Source organism: Microbacterium sp. M1A1_1b (assembly GCF_053345565.1).
In genome coordinates this window covers 43627-68409 of record NZ_JBKFAJ010000010.1, presented here as the reverse complement: position 1 = coordinate 68409, position 24783 = coordinate 43627, and the positions used below count along the sequence as shown (strand labels likewise).

Genomic DNA, 24783 nt, shown 5'->3' with positions numbered 1-24783 from the left:
GACTTCAGGACCCCGGGGTCTCCTGTGTGCCCATGAGCTGTGCACGCCCGAGCAGGTGCTCGCGCAGCATGAAGCCGACGACCGCGGGGGTGGCGTCGGCCGGGACCTCGAGCACGGGGACGTCGAGCGCGCTCAGCGTGAAGAAGTACCGGTGTGCGCCGTGTCCGGCGGGCGGAGCGGCACCCAGGAAGGTGTCGGTGCCGAACTCGTTGCGGCGACGCATGGCCTCGGCGGGCAGCAGGGCGTCGTCCGTGCCGGCACCGGCGGGCAGCGAGGTCGCCGACCCGGGGATGTCGGACACGCTCCAGTGCCAGAAGCCGGAGCCGGTCGGTGCGTCGGGGTCGTACACGGTGAGCACGTAGCTCTGCGTGCCCTCGGGAGCACCGGACCACTCGAGTGCGGGGGAGCGGTCCTCGCCCCCGACGTCGGAACCGCGCGCCGAGGTCGGCAGCACGGCACCGTCGGTGAAGTCGGGGCTGGTCAGGGTGAAGGTGGGCACCTCGGGGAGGCGCCAGAGCGGGTCGTTGGCCATGTGCCCAGGCAACCACCCGTGCCCGGGCGGTGACCGGGAGGTCACCCAGGTGACCGGGGGACGGCCAGGAGGCACGGTGCGGGCCCGCACCGTGCCTCCTGTCCGTCAGGTGGTCGCGCTTCCGGCGACCCGGCGGATCAGGCGGGACCGGTCGCGCTGCCCGGGTTGCCGCTCGCGACGATCGGGCCGTTGACCCCCTCGGGGAAGAAGCCGCCCTTGTCGATCTGGTTCGGCGTCAGGAACACCACGTTGAGCACGCGCTCGGCGGTGCGACCGTAGGCCAGGGAGTTCGCATCGGTCGGGACGAAGTTGACCGCGCCCGTCGAGGTCGTGATCCCCTGGTCGTCGTCGGTCGGCCCGTCGAGCGAGTCACGGGCGTCGGAGATCTTGTTCGCCGGCACCTGCAGGCCCTTGTCGTACAGCTTCGAGCGGATGATGCCCGCGTGGTACGCCTCGACGGCCAGGATGCCCGCTGCCGCGCTCAGGTAGGTCTTGTTGGTGATGAGCGGAGCGGCACCCTTGTAGGCGGTGACGCCGACGTCCTCGAACACGTACGCACCGAGCAGGAAGAACTCCTCGCTGGCGAACGGGTCGAAGCTGCCGGTCGGACCGACCACGCCGGCGGCACGTGCTGCTGCCGTGAAGGCGTTCGTGAAGTCGATCTTCGGTCGGGCGACGGCGGCGCCGCCGAGCGCCGACCGGAGGAACGCGACGTGGGCTCGCTCGTCGTTGGCGATCTCGGTGGCGATGCCCCGGATGGCGGCGGTCTTGAACGGCACCTTGCTGCCACCGACGACCGGCCCCTGGGGGTCGATGCCGGTGATCATGCTGTCGGTCAGGCCGGTGCCGAACACGGCACGCAGGTAGAACTCGGCCTCGAGGTACTCCAGGTTGAGGGCGAAGTTGAGGATGGCGGCATCGGAGACGGCACCGTCCTCGGCGGGGGAGGCGGCGGCGCGGTCGCCGGTGAGCACCGACGAGCCGAGTGCGGCGATGCCAGCGGAGGCGCCGGCGACACCGGCGGCTGCGAAGAAGCGGCGTCGGTCGAGCGCGTTCTCAGCGCTGCGGTCGACGGCATGACGGATGAAGGCGTTGTCGAACATCGATGTCCTCGAGACGTGCTGGTTTGCACGGGACCCGGTCGACACAGCAGGGAGACAGATCGACCTGGCCGCGATCGGCGGGCTGGTCGATCGTGGGGGTGACGGTACCCCCGAACGGGTCACGCCACGAGGGGCAGCGCGTAAACAGGCCCGTGAACGTTCCGCGACGCGGCCAGCCGCAGATGCGGCAGGGCAGCCGCAGATCCGGTGGTTCAGCCGCAGATGCGGTGGTTCAGCCGGCGAGCACGCGGTCGGCGACACGTTGGAGCGCAGCCGTGGCCGCGATCGCGTCGCCCGCGTACGCGCCGGACATCGCTCCGTCGCGGGCGAGCATGAGCTCGTCGGCGCCGTCACCCGGCATCGGGTGCCCGGCTTCCTGCAGCAGGTCGCCGAGGCGCTCGGTGTACCAGTCGCGGTGCATCGCCACCACCTGACGGACGGGGCTGCGCGGGTCGTGGTACTCGGCGGCGGCGTTGAGGAACGCGCAGCCACGGAAGGCCGGGTCGTTGACGTCGGACACGAGCGATGCGACCCAGGCGCGGACGGCGTCCTGCGCATCCGATGCGCCGTCGACGACCTGCTCGAAGCGCTGCTGCACGCGTTCGTGCTGGGCGGTGACGTAGGCCAGGATCAGGTTGTCCTTGGATCCGTAGTGCTTGTAGAACGTCGCCTTCGTGACGCTCGCCTCGGAGATCAGGCGGTCGACGCCCACGCCGTGGATGCCCTCGTCGTAGAACAACCGCGACGCGGTCTCGAGGATGCGGACCTTCGCGCCGCCGGAGCGGGGAGCCGGGGGGAGGCTCGACCCGTCCGACGGCGCGGAGGCCGCAGTGCTCGTTCCAGGGAGACGCTGGACGGCCGGTTGGGGGGAATCGACCGTCACAGCGTGGCTCTCCTTGGGGTCATCGGCTCCGCGACTGAGTGGGGGGACTCGTGCCGCCGAGGACTGATGTCCCGAGCCACCGGATCGGTATCTAGGGGGGCTGCCGATCCGGTGAACCAACAGTACCACAAGGAGGACAGACAGACGAGTCGGTCTGTCCTCAAATCCTGTACCCCAGTTCGAGGTACGTCCGAAGGAGGTCTGAGCGCGGCGGCCAAACTGGAAGTCGGGGGTCGGATGATCAGTAGGCTCGACCGCGATGAACCACCCAGTGCCGTTGCCCCTCGAGGCCCCGGACACGTCGTTCCTGACGTCCGGAGGCTCCTTCGTCCGCCGAAGCGTGCTCCCGTCGGGCGTCCGCGTGCTGACCGAGGCGGTTCCGGCATCTCACTCCACGAGCATCGGGTACTGGGTCGGCGTCGGGTCCCGCGATGAACGTGCCGGCCAGTTCGGCTCCACGCACTTCCTCGAGCACCTGCTGTTCAAGGGCACGACCAGCCGGAGCGCACTCGACATCGCCGTCGCGTTCGACTCCGTCGGTGGCGAGCACAACGCCGCCACGGCCAAGGAGTACACGTGCTACTACGCACGGGTCCGTGACGCCGACGTCCCGATGGCCGTGCGGGTCATCGGGGACATGGTGACCGACTCGGTCCTCGAGCCCGCCGCGTTCGACATCGAGCGCGGCGTCATCCTCGAAGAGCTCGCGATGGCGGCCGACGACCCGGCGGACCTGGCCGGCGAGGCGTTCTTCGCCGCGGCGTTCGAGGGGCATGCGCTCGGTCGGCCCATCGGCGGCACCCCGGAGAGCATCCGCGCCGTCCAGCGCGACGAGGTGATGGCGCACTACGCCGAGCACTACGCGCCGAGCGGTCTGGTCATCACCGCCGCTGGTGCCGTCGACCACGACCAGTTCTGCGCCCTGGTCGACGAGGTCTTCGGCGGCGCATCGAAGGCGCGACCGGTGGCCCGACGAGTCGCGCAACCGGTGGCCGACCGCGCCGAGGAACGCCTGACGGTCGTGCACCGTCCCACCGAGCAGGTCAGCATGCTCCGCGGGTCGCAGGGACTCGACCTGCGCGACGACCGTCGGCCGGTGCTCAGCGTGTTGAACGCCGTGCTCGGCGGCGGGATGAGCTCGCGCCTGTTCCAAGAGGTGCGCGAGCGCCGGGGACTGGCCTATGCGGTGTCGTCCTTCGCGCCCGCCTACCTGGACAACGGTGCCTTCGGGGTCTATGCCGGGTGCGCGCCGGACAACGTCGCCGGGGTGATCGACATCATCGACGCCGAGTTCCGCAAGATGGCCGACGACGGCATCACCGACGACGAGCTCCGCCGGGCGAAGGGCCAGATCGAGGGTGCCGTCACGCTCTCGCTCGAGGACGCCGACGCCCGCATGACCCGGCTCGGCCGCGCCGAACTCGGGACCGGGGAGTTCACCGACCTGGACACCGCACTCGACCGCGTCGACCGTGTCACCACCGACGACGTCCTCGAGCTCGCGCGCGACCTGCTGACCCGACCGACCATCACCGCGGTCGTCGGCGACGTCGAGCGGGCGACGCTCGAAGCGGCGATCGGCACCGGCGGTCGGTGACGGACATGTCGCACTACCTCTACCTCGTGCGCCACGGCGAGCACCAGGACGCCGAGCACGGTCTGCGCGACGGCAAGCTGTCCGAGCGCGGCAAGCGCCAGTCGATGCTCATCGCTGACCGGCTGGGCGGGGTGCCGTTCGACGGCGTCTGGCACTCCCCGTTGGACGCGCCGAGCGAGACCGCGTCGTTCCTGGCACGGCGCCTGCCCGCGATCCAGCCCGAACCGTCGACGCTGCTGTTCGACTGCATCCCCTCCGGTCCGACGCCCGAGATGCCGACCGCGTACAAGAAGTTCTACGGCGGGATCACCGAAGAGGAGATCCTCGCCGGACAGGCCCAGATGGGCGATGCCGTGGCCGAGTGGTTCACGCCGTCGATCCAGGACCGCCACGACCTGATCATCACGCACAACGCCGTGATCGGGTGGTTCGTCCGCGAGGTCTTCCAAGCCCCCGAGTGGCGGTGGATGGGGACGAACGTCGCCCACACTGCGCTGACGGTCATCCGGATCCGGTCGGCCAAGCCCGCCGAGCTGGTCACGCTCAACGACACGGCGCACCTGCCGGTCGAGCTCCGGACCGGGCTGCCCGTCGAGCAGCCCCTGTAGCGGCGACCGACGTCCCTGGCCCGACGTACCTGGCCCGACGCACCTGGGCCGTCGGACCACCGGACGGCAGGCCCGTGGCGGGCCCGCCACGCGCCTCCGGTCCGTCAGTGGGTCGCGTCGGACGCGACCGGCTTGCGGTACCAGGCGGTCGCGTTCGGGTTGTCGTTGAAGGGTGCGATGCGCTCGTAGCCGCGGCTGCGGTACATCGCCGCCGCGGCGACCAGCGAGTCGTTCGTGTCGAGCACGATCGCCGTCGCGCCCATCGCCGCGCCCGCACGCTCGAGCTCGTCCATCACTGCGGTCGCCACCCCGCGACCGCGTCCGGCGGGCGCGACGAACACGTGCTTGACCTCGCACCGGACCTGGTCCCCGTCGTCCGCGATGCGCCGGAGCCCACCGCAGCCGACCGGGTCGTCACCGTCGTACGCCACCACGAACACGCCGTTCGGCGGGGTGAACTCGGCCGCCGGCGTGCGCTTGCGGGAGTAGGACCCCTGCGCGCTCGGGAACGTCGCCTCGCGCTCGTCCAGGTAGGCGTCGAGCAGCGCGTCGACCTCGGGCAGGTCGGCGGGCACGGTGCGGACGGTGACCGGAGTGCGATCGGTGGTCATGGGGCGATCCTAGGATGGGCGCATGGTCACTCCCGTCGCCGTCGTCGGCGCCACCGGTCGTCTCGGGGGCCTCGTGGCCTCCGTCGTGCAGGAACTGCCCGACTTCGAAATCGTGGCGCGGCTGTCGTCGAAGGACGCCGTGCACCGGGCCGACCCGTCCGTCTTCGCCGGGGCCGCGATCGTGGTCGACGTGACCGTGCCGGCGCTCAGCCCGGACATCGTCGCAGCGGCGCTCAGCAGCGGCGCGAACGTGCTGGTCGGCACCTCCGGGTGGTCGGCCTCGCGGCTCGCCGGCCTGCGGACCTCGCTCGCAGAGCGCCCCGACCAGGGCGTGCTGGTCGTGCCGAACTTCTCGATCGGCTCGGTGATCGGCACCCACCTGGCGACGATCGCCGCGCCGTGGTTCCCGTCCGTCGAGATCGTCGAGACGCACCACGCCGGCAAGATCGACTCGCCGTCGGGCACCGCCGTCCGCACCGCCGAGCTCGTGTCCGAGGCCCGCCGCGACGTCGGCCCCGTCGACGCGCCGCACGTCGACCAGCGCGCCCGGGGCCAGCAGGTGGCCAGTGTGCCGATCCACTCGCTGCGCCTGCCGGGCGTCAAGGCCGTGCAGGACGTCGTGCTGAGCGGCCCGGGCGAGGTCCTGACGATCCGCCACGACACCACCGACGACGCCGCGTACGCCCCCGGCATCCGTGCTGCGCTGGCTGCGCTCGGCGACCTGCGGGGTCTGTCCGTCGGGCTCGGCACCGTGATCGGGATCGGCTGACGTGGGGATCCGCTCGCCGTTCTGGGGCGCGGCGCTGATGGCGGTGCTGCTGCTGGTGTACATCGTGCTGATCGGGCAGCGGGCCGTGGCGTTCATCGCGACCGGGCTGGCCATCGGGATCGCGATCGGCATCGCGCTGGCCGTCATCGCCGTCATCGGGGTGCTGCTGCTCGTGCTGGAGTTCCGGTTCGGGCTGCGGATCACCCGCCTGGGCGCGCGACTCGAGCGCGAGGGCGCCACGCCGGACGACGTCGTCGAGGTCCGTCCGTCGGGCCGACCCACCCGCGCTGCGGCGGACGAGCTGTTCCCCGCGTACAAGGCCGCGGTCGAGGCCGCGCCCGACGACTGGCGGGCGTGGTTCCGGCTCGGGGTCGTGTACGACGCCGCCGGCGACCGCAAGCGGGCGCGGGCCGCGATGCGGACGGCGCTCGCGCACGCGCCGCGCGCTCCGCACGCGTGACGAGCGCGGCGCGCCGCCCGCGCTACAGGACCGCGTCGACGGCGTCCTCGGCGCGGGTGTACTGGAACGCGTAGCCCGACTCGAGCAGCTTCGTCGGCACCATCTGCTGGCTCGACAGCAGCATCTCGTCCGCGGCGTCACGCAGCAGCGCGCGGAGCGCGAACTCCGGCACCCGGAACAGGTACGGGCGGTGCAGGTCCTCGGCGACACGCTTGGTGATGCGCTCGGCCACGGCGGGCTCGGGTCCGGCCAGGTTCACCGGTCCGGAGACTCCCGGGGCGGCGGTGGCCAGGTGCACGATCGCACCGACCTCGTCCTGCAGTGCGATCCAGGGCCAGTGCTGCCCACCGGTGCCGAGGCGGCTGCCCAGGCCGAGCTTGGTCAGGGGCAGGAGGGGTGCGAGTGCGCCGCCACCCTCGCCGATCACGATGCCCGTGCGGAGCGTCACCACGCGGACGCCCTCGGGTGCGGCTGCGGCGGCGGCCTCCCACGCGACGCAGACGTCGGCCAGGAACCCGGTGCCGGCACCCGCGTCGTCCTGCAGCACGTCGGACGGACGGTCGCCGTAGATGCCGGACGCCGACCCGGACAGGAACAGCTTCGGTGGCGTGCTGGCGTGTCGCATGGCCTCGACCAGGGTGTCCGTGGCGTCCACGCGCGAGGAGCGGATCTCCTGCTTGTAGGTCTCGGTCCAGGGCAGCTTGGCGATGCTCGCCCCGGCCAGGTTGATGACCACGTCGGCGCCGTCGAGCACCGCCGGGTCGAGGGGCCGTCGCCCGGGCGCCCACCGGAACTCGGTGGGGGAGTGCGGCTCGCGGCGGACCAGGGTCGACACGTGGTGTCCGGCGTCGCGCAGGGCGCGTACCAGGGGGGTCCCGATGAACCCGGATGCTCCGGCGATCAGGATCGAGAGCGGCTGTTCGGTCATGGACCCAACGCTACTCAGCCACCGGCCGGGAGGCCCGGTGTGCGCCCGGTGGGCCCGGGTCGCCGATGCCGGTGGTCGCGTTTAGGCTCGTGGTCGTGACCGACACCGCCACCACCGTTGCCACGCCCTACGAAGACCTGCTGCGCCGGGTGCTGACCGAGGGGTCCCCGAAGGGCGACCGCACCGGCACCGGGACGCGCAGCCTGTTCGGCGCGCAGCTGCGCTACGACCTGTCGCAGGGGTTCCCGCTCATCACGACCAAGCGGGTGCACTTCAAGTCGATCGCGTACGAACTGCTCTGGTTCCTGCGCGGCGACGGCAACGCCACCTGGTTGCAGGAGCACGGCGTCCGCATCTGGAACGAGTGGGCCGACGCGTCCGGCGACCTCGGCCCGGTGTACGGCGTGCAGTGGCGCTCGTGGCCGACCCCGTCGGGCGAGCACGTCGACCAGATCGCCCAGGTCATCGACCAGATCCGCACGAACCCCGACTCCCGCCGGCTGATCGTGTCGGCGTGGAACGTCGCGGACATCCCGGACATGGCGCTCGCTCCGTGCCACGCGTTCTTCCAGTTCCACGTCAACGACGGCAAGCTCTCGTGCCAGCTCTACCAGCGCAGCGCGGACATGTTCCTCGGCGTGCCGTTCAACATCGCCTCGTACGCGTTGCTGACGCACATGATCGCGGCGCAGACCGGACTGCAGGTCGGTGACTTCGTGTGGACCGGCGGCGACTGCCACGTGTACGACAACCACGTCGAGCAGGTGCAGGAGCAGCTCTCGCGGGCGGCGTACCCGCTGCCCACGCTCGAGCTCGCCTCGCGCGACTCGATCGACGACTACCGGTACGAGGACTTCACCGTCGTCGGCTACCAGCACCACCCGGCGATCTCGGGCGCGGTCGCCGTCTGATGACCGACGCTGCCTGGTCCGAACCCGTCCGCGGTGTCGGCATGGTGTGGGCACGGTCGCCCCGTGGGGTCATCGGTGCCGACGGTGGGATGCCGTGGCACGTCCCCGAGGACCTGGCGCACTTCCGGCAGGTCACGGGCGACGCCACCGTGGTCATGGGTCGTCGGACCTGGGAGTCGTTGCCCGAGCGCTTCCGTCCGTTGCCGGGGCGCCGCAACGTCGTCCTGACCCGTGACGGGTCGTGGTCGGCCGACGGTGCACAGGTCGCGCCGGACCTGGCGACCGCGCTCGACACCGACCAGTCCCTGTGGGTGATGGGTGGCGGTCAGGTCTACGCCGCGGCGCTGCCGTTCGCCGACCGGGTGTCCGAGACGGTCATCGACCTCGACGTCACGGGGGACACCGTCGCACCCGACCTGGCGGCCGACCCCGACACCTGGCGGCTCGTCGACGACGGCGCCTGGCAGACCTCGCGCACGGGGACCCGGTACCGCTTCCGCGAGTGGCGCCGACGTGCGTGAACGGACCACCGTCCGCGCGGACGGGCGGGGTGCTGCCCATCCCCGGTACGCTGGTGGCCGTGTCCCAGCGTGAGAATCCCTTCGGCCAGGTCCTCGTCGCCCTCGTGACGCCGTTCACCGCCGACGGCGAGGTCGACTGGCCCGGTGTCGAGCAGCACATCGAGAACTGCATCACCGCCGGCGCCGACGGCATCGTCGTCACCGGCACCACGGGCGAGACGAGCACGCTGACGGACCCCGAGAAGCTCCGCCTGGTCGAGGTCGGCAAGTCCGTCGCCGCGGGCCGCGCGAAGATCATCACGGGCGGTGGCTCGAACGAGACCGCCCACGCGATGCAGCTGTACAAGCAGAGCGAGCGTGCTGGTGCGGACGGCGTGATGATCGTCACGCCGTACTACAACAAGCCGACCCAGGCCGGCGTGCTCACCCACTTCCGGATGATCGCCGACGCCACGGACCTGCCGGTGATCCTGTACGACATCCCCGGTCGCACGGGCATCCCGATCACGTACGACACCATCCTGCGGGCGTCGAAGCACCCGAACATCCTGGCCGTCAAGGACGCCAAGGGCGACTTCGCCGAGGTGTCCCGGGTGCTCAACAACACCGACCTCATGTACTTCTCCGGCGACGACACGAACGTGCTCCCGCACCTGTCGATCGGTGCCACCGGGCTGATCGGCGTGACGGCGAACATCACGAGCACGCCGTACCGCACCATCGTCGACGCGGTGAACGCGGGCGACCTGGCGACGGCCACGCGTGAGCACCAGCGGCTCGAGCCCCTGGTCCGCGCCGTCATGACCCACGTGCCGGGCACCGTCGCGGCGAAGTACATCCTGCACGGGCTCGGCCGCATCGGCAGCCCGCGCGTCCGCCTGCCGCTCGTCGGCCCCGAGGACTCCGAGGCGTACGCCATCGAGACCTCGCTCGAAGCGGTGCACGGCATCCCCGGCGCCGACTTCTCCAACTTCCGCCCCGACCGCAACGCGGCCGCCGGCGGTGCGCTTCCGAAGGTGCCAGGCACCACCCGTTGATCGACCGCGGTGCGCAGGACGCGCGCCGCCGAAGCAGTCAGGACCGAATGCCCACGCAAGTCTCCGAACCCCAGCCCCTCGAGCAGGGCACCCTCCGCGTCATCCCGATCGGCGGTCTCGGCGAGATCGGCCGCAACATGACCGTCTACGAGTACGAGGGCAAGCTCCTCATCGTCGACGCCGGCGTGCTGTTCCCCGAAGAGCACCAGCCGGGCGTGGACCTGATCCTGCCCGACTTCACGCCGATCCGCGGCCGTCTCGACGACGTGCTCGGCGTGGTGCTCACCCACGGCCACGAGGACCACATCGGCGCGGTGCCGTACCTGCTGAAGCTGCGGGACGACATCCCACTGATCGGCTCCACGCTGACCCTGGCGCTCGTCGAAGCGAAGCTCAAGGAACACCGGATCAAGCCGTACACGCTCGTCGTGGCCGAGGACCAGACCGAGCAGCTCGGCCCGTTCCACCTGGAGTTCGTCGCGGTCAACCACTCCATCCCCGACGCCCTCGCCGTCGCCATCACCACCCCCGCGGGGCGCGTGCTGCACACGGGCGACTTCAAGATGGACCAGCTGCCGCTCGACGACCGCATCACCGACCTGCGTGCCTTCGCGCGCCTGGGCGAGCAGGGCGTCGACCTGTTCCTGCCGGACTCGACGAACGCCGACGTCCCCGGCTTCACGGCCCCCGAGCGCGACATCGGCCCGGTGCTCGAGAACATCATCACGCGCGCCCGCAAGAAGGTCGTCGTCGCGAGCTTCTCGTCGCACGTGCACCGCGTGCAGCAGGTCCTCGACGCCGCCGCGGCCGCCAACCGCAAGGTCGCGTTCATGGGCCGCTCGATGATCCGCAACATGACGATCGCCGCCGAGCTCGGCTACCTGCGGGTGCCGGAGAACGTGCTGATCGACACCAAGAAGGCCAAGAACGTGCCGGACGACCAGATCGTCTACATGTCGACGGGGTCGCAGGGCGAGCCGATGGCCGTCCTGGCGCGCATGGCGAACCTCGAGCACCAGATCGAGATCGGCGAGGGCGACACCGTCATCCTGGCGTCCTCGCTCATCCCGGGCAACGAGAACGCCGTCTACCGCGTGATCGACGGCCTGACCAAGCTCGGCGCGAAGGTCGTGCACAAGGGCAACGCGAAGGTGCACGTCTCCGGACACGCCTCGGCCGGCGAGCTGCTGTACTGCTACAACATCCTGCGGCCGCGCAACGTCCTGCCCGTGCACGGTGAGCACCGCCACCTGTACGCCAACGCCGACCTGGCGATCCAGACCGGCGTCCCGCCGCGCAACGTCATCCTGGGCCAGGACGGCATCGTGGTCGACCTGAAGGACGGCGTCGTGAACGTCGCCGGACAGCTCGACATCGGGTACGTCTACGTCGACGGCTCGACCGTGGGCGAGATCACCGACGCCGACCTGAAGGACCGCCGCGTCCTGGCCGAAGAGGGCTTCATCTCCGTCTTCTGCGCGGTCGACTTCGCGACCGGTCAGTGCGTCATCGGCCCGGAGATCCAGTCCCGCGGCTTCGCCGAGGACGACTCGGTCTTCGACGACGTCCGACCGCAGATCGCCCGAGCGCTGGCCGACGCGGCCGGCAACGGCACCCGCGACGCGCACGCGTTCAGCCAGGTGGTCCGCCGGACCGTCGGTCGCTGGGTCAACACCAAGCACCGCCGCCGTCCGATGATCGTCCCGGTGATCATCGAGGCGTAGCGCCGGGCACGCAGCCCGACCCAGGAGGCCCGGTGCCGGTCCGTGACGGACCGGCACCGGGCCTCCTGGCCGTTCCGGGCGCCGGTGCGGCGGGGCTGCACGGCGTTGTCCCCAGGTGGCGTTATGGTCGTGCCCATGGCCGGAGGCACCAAGTCGACCTCGCGCTCGCGCGCGACCACGTCGTCCCGCACGAGTGGGGCGCGCGGAACGTCGCGCACCCAGGCCACCACGAAGAAGCTCCCGCAGGCGACGCCCGCGGTCGAGTTCGGCGGTCCGAACCCGCTCGTGACGGCCTGGCTGGGGATGGCGCACGGCGTCGGAGCGATGTTCCGGCTGCTCGGAAAAGAGTCGTTGGACAAGGACCAGCGCCGCGACGGCTTCCCGTTCTTCCTGTTCGTGCTGGCCATCGCCGGTGCGGTCGTCGAGTGGCTCAACCCGACCAACGTGGTGTCGATCGCGCTCGACGCGTACACGTTCGGTGGACTGTTCGGACGGCTGGCGTTCGCGCTGCCGGTGATCATGGTCGTGTTCGCGGGGTGGTTGTTCCGCCATCCGGCATCGGTGCACGACAACACCCGGATCGGGATCGGCCTGGGGCTGCTGCTCGTCTCGATCTCGTCGCTCTGCCACGTGTTCGGCGGGCAGCCCAGCGCGTCGGACGGCATGCCCGTGCTGGCCACCGCCGGCGGGGTGATCGGCTGGGTCGTCATCGGGTGGCTGGTGGCGGTCGCGACGCCGTGGATCGCCGTGCCGGTCGCCGTCGTCCTGCTCGTGCTCTCGCTGTTCATCATCACCAAGACGCCGCCGAACAAGCTCGGTCGACGCCTGCACGAGCTGTACGCCTACCTGTTCGGTGCGCCCGCTCCCGCCACCGACGACGTCTCCGAGGACGCGGCCGAGCCGACCACTCCCGCGCGTGGGCGCGGTCGGAAGAAGGACGCACCGGAGCTGCAGCTGTTCGACGACCTGGGCTTCGCGGACGGCGACCAGCCGGCCGACGACGCCGAGGGGCACATCCCGTGGTGGCGGCGCAACAAGTCCGGTCGTGAAGAAGACCCGGCGTACGACAGCCCGGTCATCCCCGAGTCCCCAGCTGCGGCAGCTCCGGTCGTCGCACCGTCCCCGAACCGTGGCGCCGCGGCGGGCCTGGTCGACCACACGCCGGCCGAGCCCGCGTCGCTGAACCTCAACGACTCGCTCGAGACCGAGGTCGCCGCCGACCTCGACCGCGCCGAACAGGCGCTCCGCGACTTCGGCGCACCCGTGCCGGACGACGCCACCCAGGTGATCCGTCCCGGGCGCGACGTGCCCGCGGTGGTCTCCCCGGCCCTCCCGGCGGACGTCGCCGAACCGGACCTGCCCGCGGCGGACGCCGTGCCGTCGGTCGACGACCCCTCGCGCCCCTACCGGCTGCCCGCGGCCACCACGCTGAGCGCCGGCACGCCGTCGGTCGCCCGCAGCCAGGCCAACGACGACATCGTCGCGGCGATCACGGGCGTGCTGACCGAGTTCAAGGTCGACGCCCGGGTCACCGGCTTCTCGCGTGGCCCGACCGTGACCCGGTACGAGATCGAACTCGGCCCGGGTGTCAAGGTCGAGCGGGTCACCGCGCTGTCGAAGAACCTGTCGTACGCGGTGGCGTCGAACGAGGTCCGGATCCTGTCGCCGATCCCGGGCAAGAGCGCCATCGGCGTCGAGATCCCGAACTCCGACCGCGAGATCGTGTCCCTGGGCGACGTGCTGCGGTCGAACGCGGCGACCAAGTCCAAGCACCCGATGACGATCGGTGTCGGCAAGGACGTCGAGGGCGGGTTCGTCGTGGCGAACCTGGCGAAGATGCCGCACCTGCTGGTGGCCGGCTCCACCGGCTCGGGCAAGTCGGTGTTCATCAACTCGATGATCACCTCGCTGCTCATGCGCGCGAAGCCGTCCGAGGTCCGCATGGTGCTCGTCGACCCGAAGCGGGTCGAGCTGTCGATCTACGCCGGCGTCCCGCACCTGATCACGCCCATCATCACGAACCCCAAGAAGGCGGCCGAAGCGCTGCAGTGGGTCGTGAAGGAGATGGACATGCGGTACGACGACCTGGCGTCGTTCGGGTTCCGCCACGTCGACGACTTCAACAAGGCGATCCAGAACAACGAGATCGTGCTGCCCGCAGGCAGCGAGCGCAAGCTCAAGCCGTACCCGTACCTGCTGGTCGTCGTGGACGAGCTGGCGGACCTGATGCTCGTCGCGCCGCGGGACGTCGAAGAGTCGATCGTCCGCATCACTCAGCTCGCCCGTGCCGCCGGCATCCACCTGGTGCTCGCGACGCAGCGGCCCTCGGTCGACGTCATCACCGGCCTGATCAAGGCCAACGTGCCGTCGCGGATCGCCTTCGCGGTCACGAGCGTCACCGACTCCCGCGTCATCCTCGACCAGCCCGGCGCCGACAAGCTCATCGGGCAGGGCGACGCGCTGTTCCTGCCGATGGGGTCGTCGAAGGCCGTCCGCGTTCAGGGCGCCTGGGTGCAGGAGAGCGAGGTCGCCGAGGTCGTCCAGCACGTCACCCGGCAGGCCCAGCCCGAGTACCGGCAGGACGTCGCCGCCGTGGTCGAGCGCAAGGAGATCGACGCCGACATCGGCGACGACCTCGAGCTGCTGCTCGCCGCCGTCGAGCAGGTCGTGTCGACGCAGTTCGGGTCGACGTCGATGCTCCAGCGCAAGCTCCGTGTCGGGTTCGCCAAGGCCGGACGGCTGATGGACCTGATGGAGTCGCGTGACATCGTCGGGCCGTCCGAGGGCTCCAAGGCCCGCGACGTGCTGGTCACCGCGGACCAGCTGCCGTCGGTGCTGGCCACCCTGCGCGGTGAGGAGCCCCCGGCACCGCCCGCTGCGCCGGTCGCTCCGGCGGGGTCGGCTGTTGCTTCCGGTCCGGCTTCCGCCCCGGCTGCCGCTGTTGCTTCCGCTCCGGACGACGACCGGTACGGCGCCGACCCGGTGGGCGACATGACACGAGGGTACGATCAGGTCGAGGACGAACCGGACGAGGACGCCTGGGGCCTCACCGGCAGGGAGTGATCGCAGATGACCGCCTCGGAAGGCACCACCAGCAAGCGGTTCCCGTGGCGCGGGCGACTCTTGCGCAAGGGGCCGGGTCCCGCGTCCACCGCGAACGTGGCGAACATCATCACCGTCATCCGCATCCTGATGGCGCCGCTGTTCTTCGTCCTGCTGCTGTCGGACGGCGGGCAGGACACGTCCGTCCGCATCTGGGCAGCCGTGATCTTCGTCGTGGCGATCGTCACCGACAGCGCCGACGGCATCATCGCCCGACGTCAGGACCTGGTGACGGACTTCGGCAAGCTCGTCGACCCGATCGCCGACAAGGTGCTCATCGGCGGCGCGCTCGTGGCGCTGTCGATCCTCGGCGAACTGCCCTGGTACGTCACCGTGCTCATCATGCTGCGCGAGATCGGCATCACGGTCTTCCGCTTCGCGGTGCTGTCCGACCGGGTGATCCCGGCCAGCCGTGGCGGCAAGATCAAGACCGTGCTGCAGGCCGTCGCCATCACGCTCGCGCTGTTCCCCTGGTGGGGCTTCGCCGGCGACGTCGCGCACTGGACGAACGGCATCCTGATGACCGCCGCCGTCGTCGCCACCCTGCTCAGCGGTGCCGACTACCTGTACCAGGCGGCGAAGCACAACCGGACCGCCACGTGAGCGGAGCGGACGCCGCTGTCCGCATCGCGCCACGCGTGGTGTCCGAACTGACCGTCCGCGGTGAATCCGTGGCGGTCGCCGAGTCACTCACCGGGGGACTGGTGGTCGCCGCGCTCGTGGCCGTGCCCGGCGCCAGCGCGGTCGTCCGCGGCGGGGTCGTGGCCTACGCCACCCCGGTCAAGGCGACGGTGCTCGGGGTGTCGGCGGCGCTGCTGGCCGCCAACGGGGCCGTGGACCCCGAGGTCGCGCGGCAGATGGCGTCCGGCGTGCGGACGGCCCTGGCGGTCGACGGCGTCCCCGCCACCTGGGGGATCAGCACCACCGGGGTGGCCGGACCGGACCCGCAGGACGGCAAGTCGGTGGGCACGGTGTTCGTCGGGATCGCCTCGGCGGACGGGGCGCAGGCCTTCGAACTGCACCTGGACGGCGACCGTGACGCAATCCGACAGGCCGTCGTCTCCGAACTGCTGGTACGACTGTCCGCCACGCTCGACGGTGGGGAATGACCCGCGTTACCGCTGGGTTACATCTCACGCAATCTCCAGCAGGACGGCAGCCCCAGTGGCTACCATGCTGCAACCGGCAACGATCCCGTTGTCGGACCCCGTTACGGTCATCCCGACCGACCGGGCCCGGAGACGACAGGAGAGGAGGAGTTCTCATGGTTCTCGTTCGTCAGGAAATCGGCGACGTTCTGCGGGACTTCCGCTTGCAGAAGGGCCGGACCCTCCGTCAGGTCGCGTCCAAGGCCAGTGTTGCGCTCGGGTACCTCAGCGAGGTCGAGCGTGGGCAGAAGGAAGCCAGCTCGGAGATCCTCGCGTCCGTCGCGGACGCGCTGGACACCCCGATCTCGACGATCATGCGCGAAGTGGGAGACCGTCTCGCCGTGGTCGAAGGACTGGTCCCCGTGCCGGACACGCTCCCGGACGAGCTCGTCGCCGAGTTCGACAACGACCTCGCGGTGCGCTGAACCGCATCGCTCACGAACGCCCCCGCCGGTCCGCCGGTGGGGGCGTTCTCGTGTCCGGGGCGTTCTCGTGTTCCGGGTGGTCGCGGTCGGTCTAGCCTTGTCGGATGCGCGTGAGTGAGTTCTGGCGAGCCGTGGACCAGGTGTTCGGCGAGGCCTACGGCGCCGTGGTGGCACGGGACGTCGTGCTCGAGGAGCTGGGCGGACGGTCGGCTGCCGAGGCCATCGCCGCGGGGATCGACACCCGCAAGGTCTGGGATGCCCTGTGCGACTCGCAGGACGTGCCGCCCGAGCGCCGACACGGCAAGGGCCTGCTCGAGCCACGGGACTGACCGGTCGGTCGAACGCACGCACGACGTGTCGCTCGAACGCGTGTTCGGCGTGTCGCTCGAACGCGTGTTCGACGGGTGGTACGTTCCTGCACATCGGAGTCCCTCGAGGAACTCGTCCACAGGCAGCGTGATCACCGGCAGACATGTCGGTGGCCGGCCCTAGGTTCGAAGCCATCGGGAGACACCCGGAGCCTTGTCCGGAAACCAGCAGCCCTGCACCATCGGCCGCTGGGGACCAGACAGCCTACAGGCGGCAGACCACGACCACGCAGGAGCACACCATGCCTTCACCCGCAGACCGCGAGAAGTCCCTCGAGACCGCCCTCGCCCAGATCGACCGGCAGTTCGGCAAGGGTGCAGTCATGCGCCTGGGCTCCGACGACCGCGCACCGGTCGCCGTCATCCCCACCGGTTCGGTCGCGCTGGACGTCGCCCTCGGCATCGGTGGGCTGCCGCGTGGCCGCATCATCGAGATCTACGGCCCGGAGTCCTCTGGTAAGACGACCCTGACGATCCACGCCATCGCCAACGCGCAGCGCAACGGGGGCATCGCGGCGTTCATCGACGCCGAGCACGCGCTCGACCCCGAGTACGCCAAGGCGCTCGGCGTGGACATCGACGCGCTCCTGGTCTCGCAGCCCGACACCGCCGAACAGGCCCTCGAGATCGCGGACATGCTGGTGCGCTCGGGCTCGATCGACCTGATCGTCATCGACTCCGTCGCGGCGCTCGTGCCCCGCGCCGAGATCGAGGGCGAGATGGGTGACTCCCACGTCGGCCTGCAGGCACGCCTGATGTCCCAGGCGCTCCGCAAGCTGGCCGGTGGGCTCAACCAGACGCAGACCACGATGATCTTCATCAACCAGCTGCGCGAGAAGATCGGTGTGTTCTTCGGCTCCCCGGAGACCACGTCCGGTGGTAAGGCGCTGAAGTTCTACGCGTCCGTCCGCCTCGACATCCGTCGCATCGAGACCCTGAAGACCGGCACCGACGCGGTGGGCAACCGCACGCGCGTCAAGGTCGTCAAGAACAAGATGGCGCCGCCCTTCAAGCAGGCCGAGTTCGACATCCTGTACGGCACGGGCATCTCGCGCGAGGGCTCGTTGCTCGACTTCGGTGTCGACCACAACATCGTCAAGAAGTCGGGTGCCTGGTACACCTACGACGGCGACCAGCTCGGGCAGGGCAAGGAGAACTCGCGTTCGTTCCTGATCCAGAACCCGGAGATCGCTGCCGAGATCGAGGGCAAGATCCTCGCCAAGCTCGGCGTCGGCGGGGCCAAGCCTGCTGCTGACGCGGCGCCGGTGGAGTCCATCGAGCCCAAGCTCGCCGCGCGCAAGGGCGCGTGAGCATCGACGACGACGCGGACCTCGCGCCGGTCACCGACCTGTTCGGTGCGCGGTCCCGTCGGGCTCGGGGTGCCGATCAACCGGCGACCCCGGCTGTGGACGACCCGGCCGACGCCGAGCCCACCGACGCGACGGCCAGCGGGTCCGGAGAACTCGACGCGGACGCTCCGGTGCCGGTGCGCCTGCACGGCCACCGCGAACCGTCGGAATGGGTCTCGCCCGTGGTCGGTGACGGCTCCGGTCGCAGTGCCCGCGCCGAGCAGTCCGGGTACGACGCCGACGACGAAGCACCCGCCCAGACGGCGTCGGTGTTCTCGATCGCCGGCGGCGACGAGATCGATCCCGCCGACGCGCCGCGTCCGCTCGACGAGCAACGTGCCGACGCCGAGCGGCTCAGCATGCGAGCCCTCGGACGCAAGGGCGTCAGCGAGTCCGAGATGCGCTCGACGCTCACCCGGAACGACCTCGACCCCGAGGTGGTGGAGCACGAGCTCGAGCGTCTGACCCGGGTCGGCCTGCTGGACGACGTCGCCCTCGCCACCGACCTGGTCGACCGACTGCACGACCGCAAGGGCCTGGGTCGTCAGGGTGTCGTGGCGGAACTCCGTCGCCGGGGCATCGACCAGGCCGCCATCGACGCCGCACTCGACGCCGCGGCCGACGACGATGACGACGAGTTCCTCCGGGCGATCGAGCTGGCGCAGAAGCGTGCCGGGCAGCTGCGGGGGCTCGACCGAGCGACGGCGGAACGGCGACTGTCGGGCTTCCTGATGCGCAAGGGCTACAACGGCGGCATCGTCCGGATCGCGGTCGAGCGCGCGCTCGACGGTGGCGGGCGGTCCCGCCCCGGTGGTGCGCGCGACCCCGTCCGGTTCGAGTAGCGGCGCAACCCGTCCGGGGCGCCTCGCCGACCTACACTGGGACGACCATGGCCACTGTCGACGCGCAGCCCCGCACCTACGAAGTCCGCACCCACGGGTGCCAGATGAACGTGCACGACTCGGAGCGTCTGAGCGGCTCGCTCCAGGCAGCGGGGTACGTCGCGGCCGACGGCACGCAGGCGGACGTCGTGGTGATCAACACCTGTGCGGTGCGCGAGAATGCCGACAACCGCCTGTACGGCAACCTCGGGCAGCTCGCCGGCGTCAAGCGCGACCACCCGGGCATGCAGATCGCCGTCGGCGGGTGCCTGGCGCAGAAGGACAAGGACGTCATCCTCGAGAAGGCGCCGTGGGTCGACGTCGTGTTCGGGACGCACAACATGGGATCGCTCCCGACGCTGCTGGAACGGGCCCGGCACAACGGTGAAGCGCAACTCGAGATCCTCGAGTCGCTCGATGTCTTCCCGTCGACCCTGCCGACCAAGCGCGACTCCACGCACAGCGGGTGGGTGTCGATCTCGGTCGGATGCAACAACACCTGCACGTTCTGCATCGTGCCCTCGCTGCGCGGCAAGGAGAAGGACCGCCGACCGGGCGACGTCCTCGCCGAGATCCAGACGCTCGTCGACGACGGCGCGATCGAGGTCACGCTGCTGGGCCAGAACGTCAATTCGTACGGCGTCGAGTTCGGCGACCGACAGGCCTTCGGCAAGCTGCTGCGCGCCACCGGGCAGATCGAGGGCCTGGAGCGCGTCCGGTTCACCAGCCCGCACCCCGCCGCGTTCACCGACGACGTCATCGACGCGATGGCCGAGACCCCGAACGTCATGCCCCAGCTGCACATGCCGCTGCAGTCCGGTTCGGACCGCGTGCTCAAGGCCATGCGAAGGAGCTACCGCAGCGAACGGTTCCTCGGCATCCTCGACCGGGTCCGCGCCGCCATCCCGCACGCGGCGATCTCCACCGACATCATCGTGGGGTTCCCGGGCGAGACCGAGCAGGACTTCGCGGACACCCTGCGCGTCGTCGAGCAGGCACGCTTCGCCTCGGCGTTCACCTTCCAGTACTCCATCCGTCCGGGCACGCCCGCGGCGACGATGGACGAGCAGCTGCCGAAGGCGATCGTGCAAGAACGGTACGAGCGGCTCACCGCGCTGCAGGAGCGCATCACGGCAGAAGAGAACGCGAAGCAGGTCGGCCGCACGGTCCAGGTCCTGGTGGCGAGCGGCGAGGGCCGCAAGGACGGCGCAACGGACCGTCTGTCAGGCCGGGCTGAGGACTCCCGGCTCGTGCACTTCACGGTGCCGGCCGGCTCGGACGTCCCACGCCCGGGGGACGTCGCCACGGTCGAGGTCACCCGCGCCGCGCCGCACTTCCTGATCGCCGACGCCGACGCTCCGCTCCGCATCCGCCGCACCCGCGCGGGTGAGGCCTGGGACCGCGCGCAGGCCGAGTCGTGCGGCGTTCCGACCCCGGCCGGGACGAGCGCTGGGCCGCAGCCAGTGTCACTCGGGCTGCCGTCGCTCCGCGTCGGCCGCTGATCCCGCGGTGCCGACCGACCAGCCGGGTCCGGCGCTCGTGCCCGACCCCGGTGCCGACCACGCGCCGCACGACCTGATCGCGATCGTCGGGTCGACGGGGACGGGCAAGTCCGACCTGGCGATCGCGGTGGCCGACCGGTACCGCCAGCACGGGCGGATGGCGGAGATCGTCAACGCCGACGCGATGCAGTTCTACCGCGGCATGGACATCGGCACGGCCAAGGTGCCACCGTCCGAGCGGCACGGCATCCCGCACCACCAGCTCGACGTGCTCGACGTCACCGACGAGGCGAGTGTCGCCGCCTACCAGCGGGATGCGCGGGCGACGATCGACCGCATCACGACGGACGGTGGCGTCGCGGTGCTGGTCGGGGGCAGCGGGCTGTACGTGTCGTCGGTGCTGTACGAGCTCGACTTCCCGGGGACCGACCCGGTGTTGCGCGCCGAACTCGAGCGGGAACACGACGAGCACGGGCCGAACGTCCTGCTCGCCCGTCTGCGGGAACTCGACCCGCAGGCCGCAGCGACGATCGACGCACGCAATCCGCGGCGGTTGATCCGCGCCGTCGAGATCGCGAGCCGATCGGACCGGGTCACCACGAGCCTCCCGTCCGCGCCGCACGCGTGGCGACCCGCAACGGTCCTGCGGCTGCACCGTGAACGTGAGCAGCTCGTCACCGCGCTGCACGCCCGCGCCGAACGCATGTTCGCCGAGGGCCTGGTCGACGAGGTGGCGGGACTGCGCGAGGTCGGCCTCGAGCAGGGTCGGACCGCGCGAGCAGCCATCGGGTACGCGCAGGCCCTCGAGGTCCTGCGTGGCACCGCGACCGTGGCGCAGGCGGTCGAGGCGACCGGCATCGCGACCCGCAAGTACGCGCGGCGACAGGTCTCCTGGTTCCGGCGGTACGCCGAGGCGCAGGTGCTCGACGTGACCGGCCACGACCGGGCCGACCTGACGGCGCTGGCCCGTAGGATCGTGCCGTGACCGAGCTGCACTTCACCAAGGGCCAGGGGACCGGCAACGACTTCGTCCTGTTCGCCGACCCCGACGCCACGGTCGACCTGACCCCAGAGCGCATCCGTGCGATCGCGGACCGGCACTTCGGTGTCGGGGCCGACGGCGTGATCCGCGCGGTGCGCTCCGACGCGATCCCCGAGGGGCGGGCGATCGTCGACCAGGACCCGTCCGCGACCTGGTTCATGGACTACCACAACGCCGACGGCACCGTCGCCGAGATGTGTGGCAACGGCATCCGGGTCTTCGCCCGCTACCTGACCGAATCCGGCCTGGTCGACCTGCAGCCCGGCGAGACCCTGTCGGTCGGCAGCCGCAAGGGCATCGTCGACGTGCAGCGGCAGGCGAACGGCTTCGCGGCCGACCTGGGGCGGTGGGGACTCGGCATCGAGGGTGGTGGCGCGTCCGACGTGCTCGTCCGCGCCAAGGCCCTGGATCGCGCTCGGCCGGGCCTGGGGATCGACGTGGGCAACCCGCACGTCGTCGTGGCCGTCGCGTCCGACGACGAACTCGCCGGGATCGACCTGACCTACGTGCCGGTGCTCGACCCGGCGCCCGCGGCCGGAGCGAACGTCGAGTTCGTCCTGCCCGGTGACCCGCTCGTGCAGGACGGCGTGGGGCAGATCACGATGCGGGTGCACGAGCGCGGCAGTGGCGAGACCCTGTCGTGCGGGACCGGAGCGGTGGCGGCAGCGCTCGCGACGCGGCACTGGGCCGGAGCGTCGGCGCCCGACACCTGGCGGGTGCGTGTGCCGGGCGGGGTCGTCACGGTGCGCATGTTCGCGGCCGAGGACGGCGAGCACGTCTCGTTGGCCGGGCCGGCCGAGCTGGTGTTCTCGGGCGACCTGACGGTCTGAGGCGCGGCGCCGCGCCGTGGCGCGCCCAGCCTCGCGGGGCGGGGTCGCCCGCTGGCGCGGGGTGCGTTCGCACAACGGGAATCACCCCGCACCACGTGATCGCGTGGTGCCGCTTGCTTTCGGTTGTGCGGACGGCGGGCCGCCGGCGCGCGGGAGGCTCGGGGTGCGTCAGCGACGTCGGTGACGGTGGCCGGCCGCTCGGCTACTCGGCCGTGCGGTGCACGCGCAGGACGCGGAAGCCCTTGTCCGTCGTCGCGCGGGTGACGTGGAACGACGACCCGAGCGAGTCGTACAGCCACCGCTGCAACGAGTCCCCGCCGAGGTCCTTCGACACGACCAGCCAGGCATCACCATCGACTTCGAGCCGTGGCAACCAGGTCGTCAGGATGTCGTGCAGTTCGTCCTTGCCCACGCGGATGGGCGGGTTCGACCAGATCGTGCGGAAGCGCAGGTCGGCTGGTACGTCGCCGGGCAGCGCGATCGACACGTTCGGTGTCTGGGCCACGTCGGCGTTGTGCCGGGCGAGGTCGAGGACGCGCTCGTTGACGTCCACGCCCCACACGGTGGCGTCCGGGGAGAGCAGTCCCATCGTGATCGCGATGGGCCCCCAGCCGCAGCCCACGTCGAGCAGCGCGCCGTCGGGCGCCGGTGGCGGCACGGAGCCCAACAGCACCCGGGTGCCGCGGTCGACACCGTCCGGGCTGAAGACCCCGGCTGCGGTGGTGAGCGACAGCGTGCGACCGGCCAGGGTGACCGTGATCTGGCGCGGGCGCGCCGGGCTCTCCGGGGTGGCCGAGAAGTAGTGGTCGTTCGCCATGGAAGAACCGTACCGGCAGACCCGTGTGTCCCGGCGGCGCCGGAGGTACCCTGTGGAAAGCATGACGGAACCCAACAACCCAGCTGAAGGCGACGGCGTCGTCGAGCGTGTGCTGCGCAACGCCGACTCGCGAGCCAGCTCGTCCATCTTCGCGCCGGCACAGGCGATCCAGACCCGCTCGGTCGACGAGCAGGGCTGGGCCGGTGACGGCGACCAGTACGACCGAGAGGACCGCGCGGCGCTGCGGCGGGTCGCCGGTCTCTCCACCGAACTCGAGGACGTCACCGAGGTCGAGTACCGGCAACTCCGGCTCGAACAGGTCGTCCTGATCGGCGTGTACGCCCAGGGCGACGCGGCCGATGCCGAGAACTCCCTGCGCGAGCTGTCCGCGCTGGCCGAGACCGCGGGTGCCGTGGTGCTCGACGGGCTGCTGCAGCGCCGACCGCACCCCGATCCCTCGACCTACCTGGGCAAGGGCAAGGCCGAAGAGCTCGCGATGGTCGTCAAGGCCACCGGAGCCGACACCGTGATCGCCGACACCGAGCTCGCCCCGTCGCAGCGGCGCTCGCTCGAGGACGTCGTCAAGGTCAAGGTGATCGACCGCACGGCCGTGATCCTCGACATCTTCAGCCAGCACGCCACGTCGCGCGAGGGCAAGGCCCAGGTCGAACTCGCCCAGCTCGAGTACCTGCTGCCGCGCCTGCGTGGTTGGGGTGAATCGATGTCCCGGCAGGCCGGTGGCCAGGTCTCCGGCGGTGCTGGCATGGGCTCGCGCGGTCCCGGTGAGACGAAGATCGAACTCGACCGTCGTCGCATCCACACGCGCATGTCCAAGCTCCGCCGTCAGATCGCCGGGTTCCGCCCCGCGCGTGAGGCCAAGCGGGCCGACCGACACCGCAACGAGGTGCCGAGCGTCGCGATCGCCGGGTACACCAACGCGGGCAAGTCCTCGTTGCTGAACCGACTGACCAGCGCGGGCGTCCTCGTGCAGAACCAGCTGTTCGCCACCCTCGACGCGACGGTCCGCCGGACCGAGAGCACCAAGGGCCGCGAGTTCACGTTCGTCGACACCGTCGGCTTCGTCCGGAACCTGCCGCACCAGCTGGTCGAGGCATTCCGCTCCACGCTCGAAGAGGTCGGCGAGTCCGACGTCATCGTGCACGTGGTCGACGGCTCACACCCCGACCCCGCGGCGCAGCTGGCGACCGTGCGCGAGGTGATCGGCGACGTCGGTGCCCGTGACATCCCGGAGATCGTCGCGTTCAACAAGGCCGACCTGATCGACGACGCGCAGCGCATGGTGCTCGTCGGCCTGGCTCCGGACGCCGTCTTCGTGTCGGCGCGCACGGGCGAGGGCATCGGCGACCTGCTCGCCGCGATCGAGGCGAAGCTGCCCGAACCGGACGTCGAGCTGACCGTCGTGGTGCCCTACGACCGCGGCGACCTGGTCTCGCACCTGCACGACACCGGCGCGGTCGAGTCCGTCGACTACGTCGAAGACGGCACCCGGATGCACGTCCGCGTGTTCCAGCGGCAGGTCGCCGAGCTCGACCCCTACGTGGTCGCGCCAGCCGTGTCCGCCTAGCGCCCAGCCACACGACGAAGGCCCCCTCGCAGCGCGCGAGGGGGCCTTCG

General features: G+C 70.9%; 25 protein-coding genes. 19 read left to right on the top strand and 6 right to left on the bottom strand.

The features are described 5' to 3' along the window. Nucleotides 1–4: 4 nt before the first annotated feature. The 3 genes from ACLBWP_RS17510 to ACLBWP_RS17500 all read right to left on the bottom strand — a co-directional run bounded on the left by ACLBWP_RS17510 (nt 5) and on the right by ACLBWP_RS17500 (nt 2518). The gene (locus ACLBWP_RS17510) at nt 5–532 is read right to left on the bottom strand and encodes a YbhB/YbcL family Raf kinase inhibitor-like protein (RefSeq protein WP_447656126.1); all 528 of its coding nucleotides are present in this window, start codon (nt 530–532) and stop codon (nt 5–7) included. Nucleotides 533–669: 137 nt separating this feature from the next. Further along, the gene (locus tag ACLBWP_RS17505) at nt 670–1635 is read right to left on the bottom strand and encodes a ferritin-like domain-containing protein (RefSeq protein ID WP_243561878.1); all 966 of its coding nucleotides are present in this window, start codon (nt 1633–1635) and stop codon (nt 670–672) included. A 232-nt stretch (nt 1636–1867) separates the two neighbouring features. Then, nucleotides 1868–2518 (bottom strand): TetR/AcrR family transcriptional regulator, encoded by a 651-nt coding sequence (locus ACLBWP_RS17500; protein ID WP_243561877.1) that lies wholly within the window; start codon nt 2516–2518, stop codon nt 1868–1870. Between the two features lie 259 nt (nt 2519–2777). Between ACLBWP_RS17500 and ACLBWP_RS17495 the strand changes: the two genes are divergently transcribed. Continuing rightward, nucleotides 2778–4115: a M16 family metallopeptidase gene (locus ACLBWP_RS17495; RefSeq protein ID WP_243561876.1), complete on the top strand. Its 1338-nt coding sequence runs from the start codon at nt 2778–2780 to the stop codon at nt 4113–4115. Between the two features lie 5 nt (nt 4116–4120). Beyond that, nucleotides 4121–4723: a histidine phosphatase family protein gene (locus ACLBWP_RS17490; protein ID WP_243561875.1), complete on the top strand. Its 603-nt coding sequence runs from the start codon at nt 4121–4123 to the stop codon at nt 4721–4723. A gap of 104 nt (nt 4724–4827) precedes the next feature. On the opposite strand, the gene ACLBWP_RS17485 is transcribed toward ACLBWP_RS17490, so the two are convergent. Beyond that, entirely contained in the window at nt 4828–5334 is a 507-nt protein-coding gene (locus tag ACLBWP_RS17485) for a GNAT family N-acetyltransferase (RefSeq protein ID WP_447656125.1), read from the bottom strand. A 22-nt stretch (nt 5335–5356) separates the two neighbouring features. On the opposite strand from ACLBWP_RS17485, the gene ACLBWP_RS17480 reads away from it, so the two are divergent. Continuing rightward, nucleotides 5357–6103: a 4-hydroxy-tetrahydrodipicolinate reductase gene (locus tag ACLBWP_RS17480; protein WP_447656124.1), complete on the top strand. Its 747-nt coding sequence runs from the start codon at nt 5357–5359 to the stop codon at nt 6101–6103. Between the two features lies 1 nt (nt 6104). Next, on the top strand, nt 6105–6563 hold the full coding sequence (locus ACLBWP_RS17475; protein ID WP_447656123.1) for a tetratricopeptide repeat protein: 459 nt from the start codon (nt 6105–6107) through the stop codon (nt 6561–6563). A gap of 22 nt (nt 6564–6585) precedes the next feature. Here the strand turns inward: ACLBWP_RS17475 and ACLBWP_RS17470 are convergent, their stop codons facing one another. Then, a complete protein-coding gene (locus ACLBWP_RS17470) occupies nt 6586–7491 on the bottom strand; it encodes a TIGR01777 family oxidoreductase (RefSeq protein WP_447656122.1) in 906 nt (301 codons plus the stop codon). Nucleotides 7492–7586: 95 nt separating this feature from the next. On the opposite strand from ACLBWP_RS17470, the gene ACLBWP_RS17465 reads away from it, so the two are divergent. The 14 genes from ACLBWP_RS17465 (at nt 7587) to dapF (ending at nt 22331) form a co-directional block, all read left to right on the top strand. Continuing rightward, nucleotides 7587–8402, top strand: a complete 816-nt coding sequence (locus ACLBWP_RS17465; protein ID WP_447656121.1) for a thymidylate synthase — start codon at nt 7587–7589, stop codon at nt 8400–8402. Continuing rightward, a complete protein-coding gene (locus ACLBWP_RS17460) occupies nt 8402–8923 on the top strand; it encodes a dihydrofolate reductase (RefSeq protein WP_447656119.1) in 522 nt (173 codons plus the stop codon). Before ACLBWP_RS17465 ends, ACLBWP_RS17460 begins: the two co-directional genes overlap by 1 nt. A 59-nt stretch (nt 8924–8982) precedes the next feature. Beyond that, nucleotides 8983–9960: a 4-hydroxy-tetrahydrodipicolinate synthase gene (gene dapA, locus ACLBWP_RS17455; protein WP_243561869.1), complete on the top strand. Its 978-nt coding sequence runs from the start codon at nt 8983–8985 to the stop codon at nt 9958–9960. Between the two features lie 47 nt (nt 9961–10007). Beyond that, nucleotides 10008–11684 (top strand): ribonuclease J, encoded by a 1677-nt coding sequence (locus ACLBWP_RS17450; protein WP_243561868.1) that lies wholly within the window; start codon nt 10008–10010, stop codon nt 11682–11684. 135 nt (nt 11685–11819) lie between these two features. Beyond that, nucleotides 11820–14747 carry a DNA translocase FtsK gene (locus ACLBWP_RS17445; protein ID WP_447656117.1) on the top strand — a complete coding sequence of 976 codons (2928 nt, stop codon included), beginning with the start codon at nt 11820–11822 and terminating at the stop codon, nt 14745–14747. A 6-nt stretch (nt 14748–14753) separates the two neighbouring features. Continuing rightward, nucleotides 14754–15389: a CDP-diacylglycerol--glycerol-3-phosphate 3-phosphatidyltransferase gene (pgsA, locus tag ACLBWP_RS17440; protein ID WP_447656115.1), complete on the top strand. Its 636-nt coding sequence runs from the start codon at nt 14754–14756 to the stop codon at nt 15387–15389. After that, nucleotides 15386–15895, top strand: a complete 510-nt coding sequence (locus tag ACLBWP_RS17435) for a CinA family protein (protein WP_447656113.1) — start codon at nt 15386–15388, stop codon at nt 15893–15895. Before pgsA ends, ACLBWP_RS17435 begins: the two co-directional genes overlap by 4 nt. 155 nt (nt 15896–16050) lie before the next feature. Then, a complete protein-coding gene (locus ACLBWP_RS17430; RefSeq protein ID WP_071298851.1) occupies nt 16051–16359 on the top strand; it encodes a helix-turn-helix domain-containing protein in 309 nt (102 codons plus the stop codon). Nucleotides 16360–16463: 104 nt separating this feature from the next. Then, nucleotides 16464–16688: a DUF3046 domain-containing protein gene (locus ACLBWP_RS17425; RefSeq protein ID WP_243561864.1), complete on the top strand. Its 225-nt coding sequence runs from the start codon at nt 16464–16466 to the stop codon at nt 16686–16688. Between the two features lie 281 nt (nt 16689–16969). Further along, a complete protein-coding gene (gene recA, locus ACLBWP_RS17420; protein WP_243561863.1) occupies nt 16970–18037 on the top strand; it encodes a recombinase RecA in 1068 nt (355 codons plus the stop codon). Further along, the gene (locus ACLBWP_RS17415) at nt 18034–18918 is read left to right on the top strand and encodes a regulatory protein RecX (RefSeq protein WP_447656111.1); all 885 of its coding nucleotides are present in this window, start codon (nt 18034–18036) and stop codon (nt 18916–18918) included. The genes recA and ACLBWP_RS17415 overlap by 4 nt, the downstream gene beginning before the upstream one ends. Nucleotides 18919–18965: 47 nt before the next feature. Beyond that, nucleotides 18966–20459 carry a tRNA (N6-isopentenyl adenosine(37)-C2)-methylthiotransferase MiaB gene (miaB, locus tag ACLBWP_RS17410; RefSeq protein ID WP_447656109.1) on the top strand — a complete coding sequence of 498 codons (1494 nt, stop codon included), beginning with the start codon at nt 18966–18968 and terminating at the stop codon, nt 20457–20459. Nucleotides 20460–20466: 7 nt separating this feature from the next. Further along, nucleotides 20467–21444, top strand: a complete 978-nt coding sequence (gene miaA, locus ACLBWP_RS17405; RefSeq protein ID WP_447656108.1) for a tRNA (adenosine(37)-N6)-dimethylallyltransferase MiaA — start codon at nt 20467–20469, stop codon at nt 21442–21444. Further along, nucleotides 21441–22331: a diaminopimelate epimerase gene (dapF, locus tag ACLBWP_RS17400; protein ID WP_447656106.1), complete on the top strand. Its 891-nt coding sequence runs from the start codon at nt 21441–21443 to the stop codon at nt 22329–22331. The genes miaA and dapF overlap by 4 nt, the downstream gene beginning before the upstream one ends. Before the next feature lie 202 nt (nt 22332–22533). On the opposite strand, the gene ACLBWP_RS17395 is transcribed toward dapF, so the two are convergent. Next, a complete protein-coding gene (locus ACLBWP_RS17395) occupies nt 22534–23148 on the bottom strand; it encodes a class I SAM-dependent methyltransferase (RefSeq protein ID WP_447656105.1) in 615 nt (204 codons plus the stop codon). 61 nt (nt 23149–23209) lie between these two features. Between ACLBWP_RS17395 and hflX the strand changes: the two genes are divergently transcribed. Further along, the gene (hflX, locus tag ACLBWP_RS17390) at nt 23210–24733 is read left to right on the top strand and encodes a GTPase HflX (protein ID WP_243561857.1); all 1524 of its coding nucleotides are present in this window, start codon (nt 23210–23212) and stop codon (nt 24731–24733) included. Nucleotides 24734–24783 lie beyond the last annotated feature (50 nt).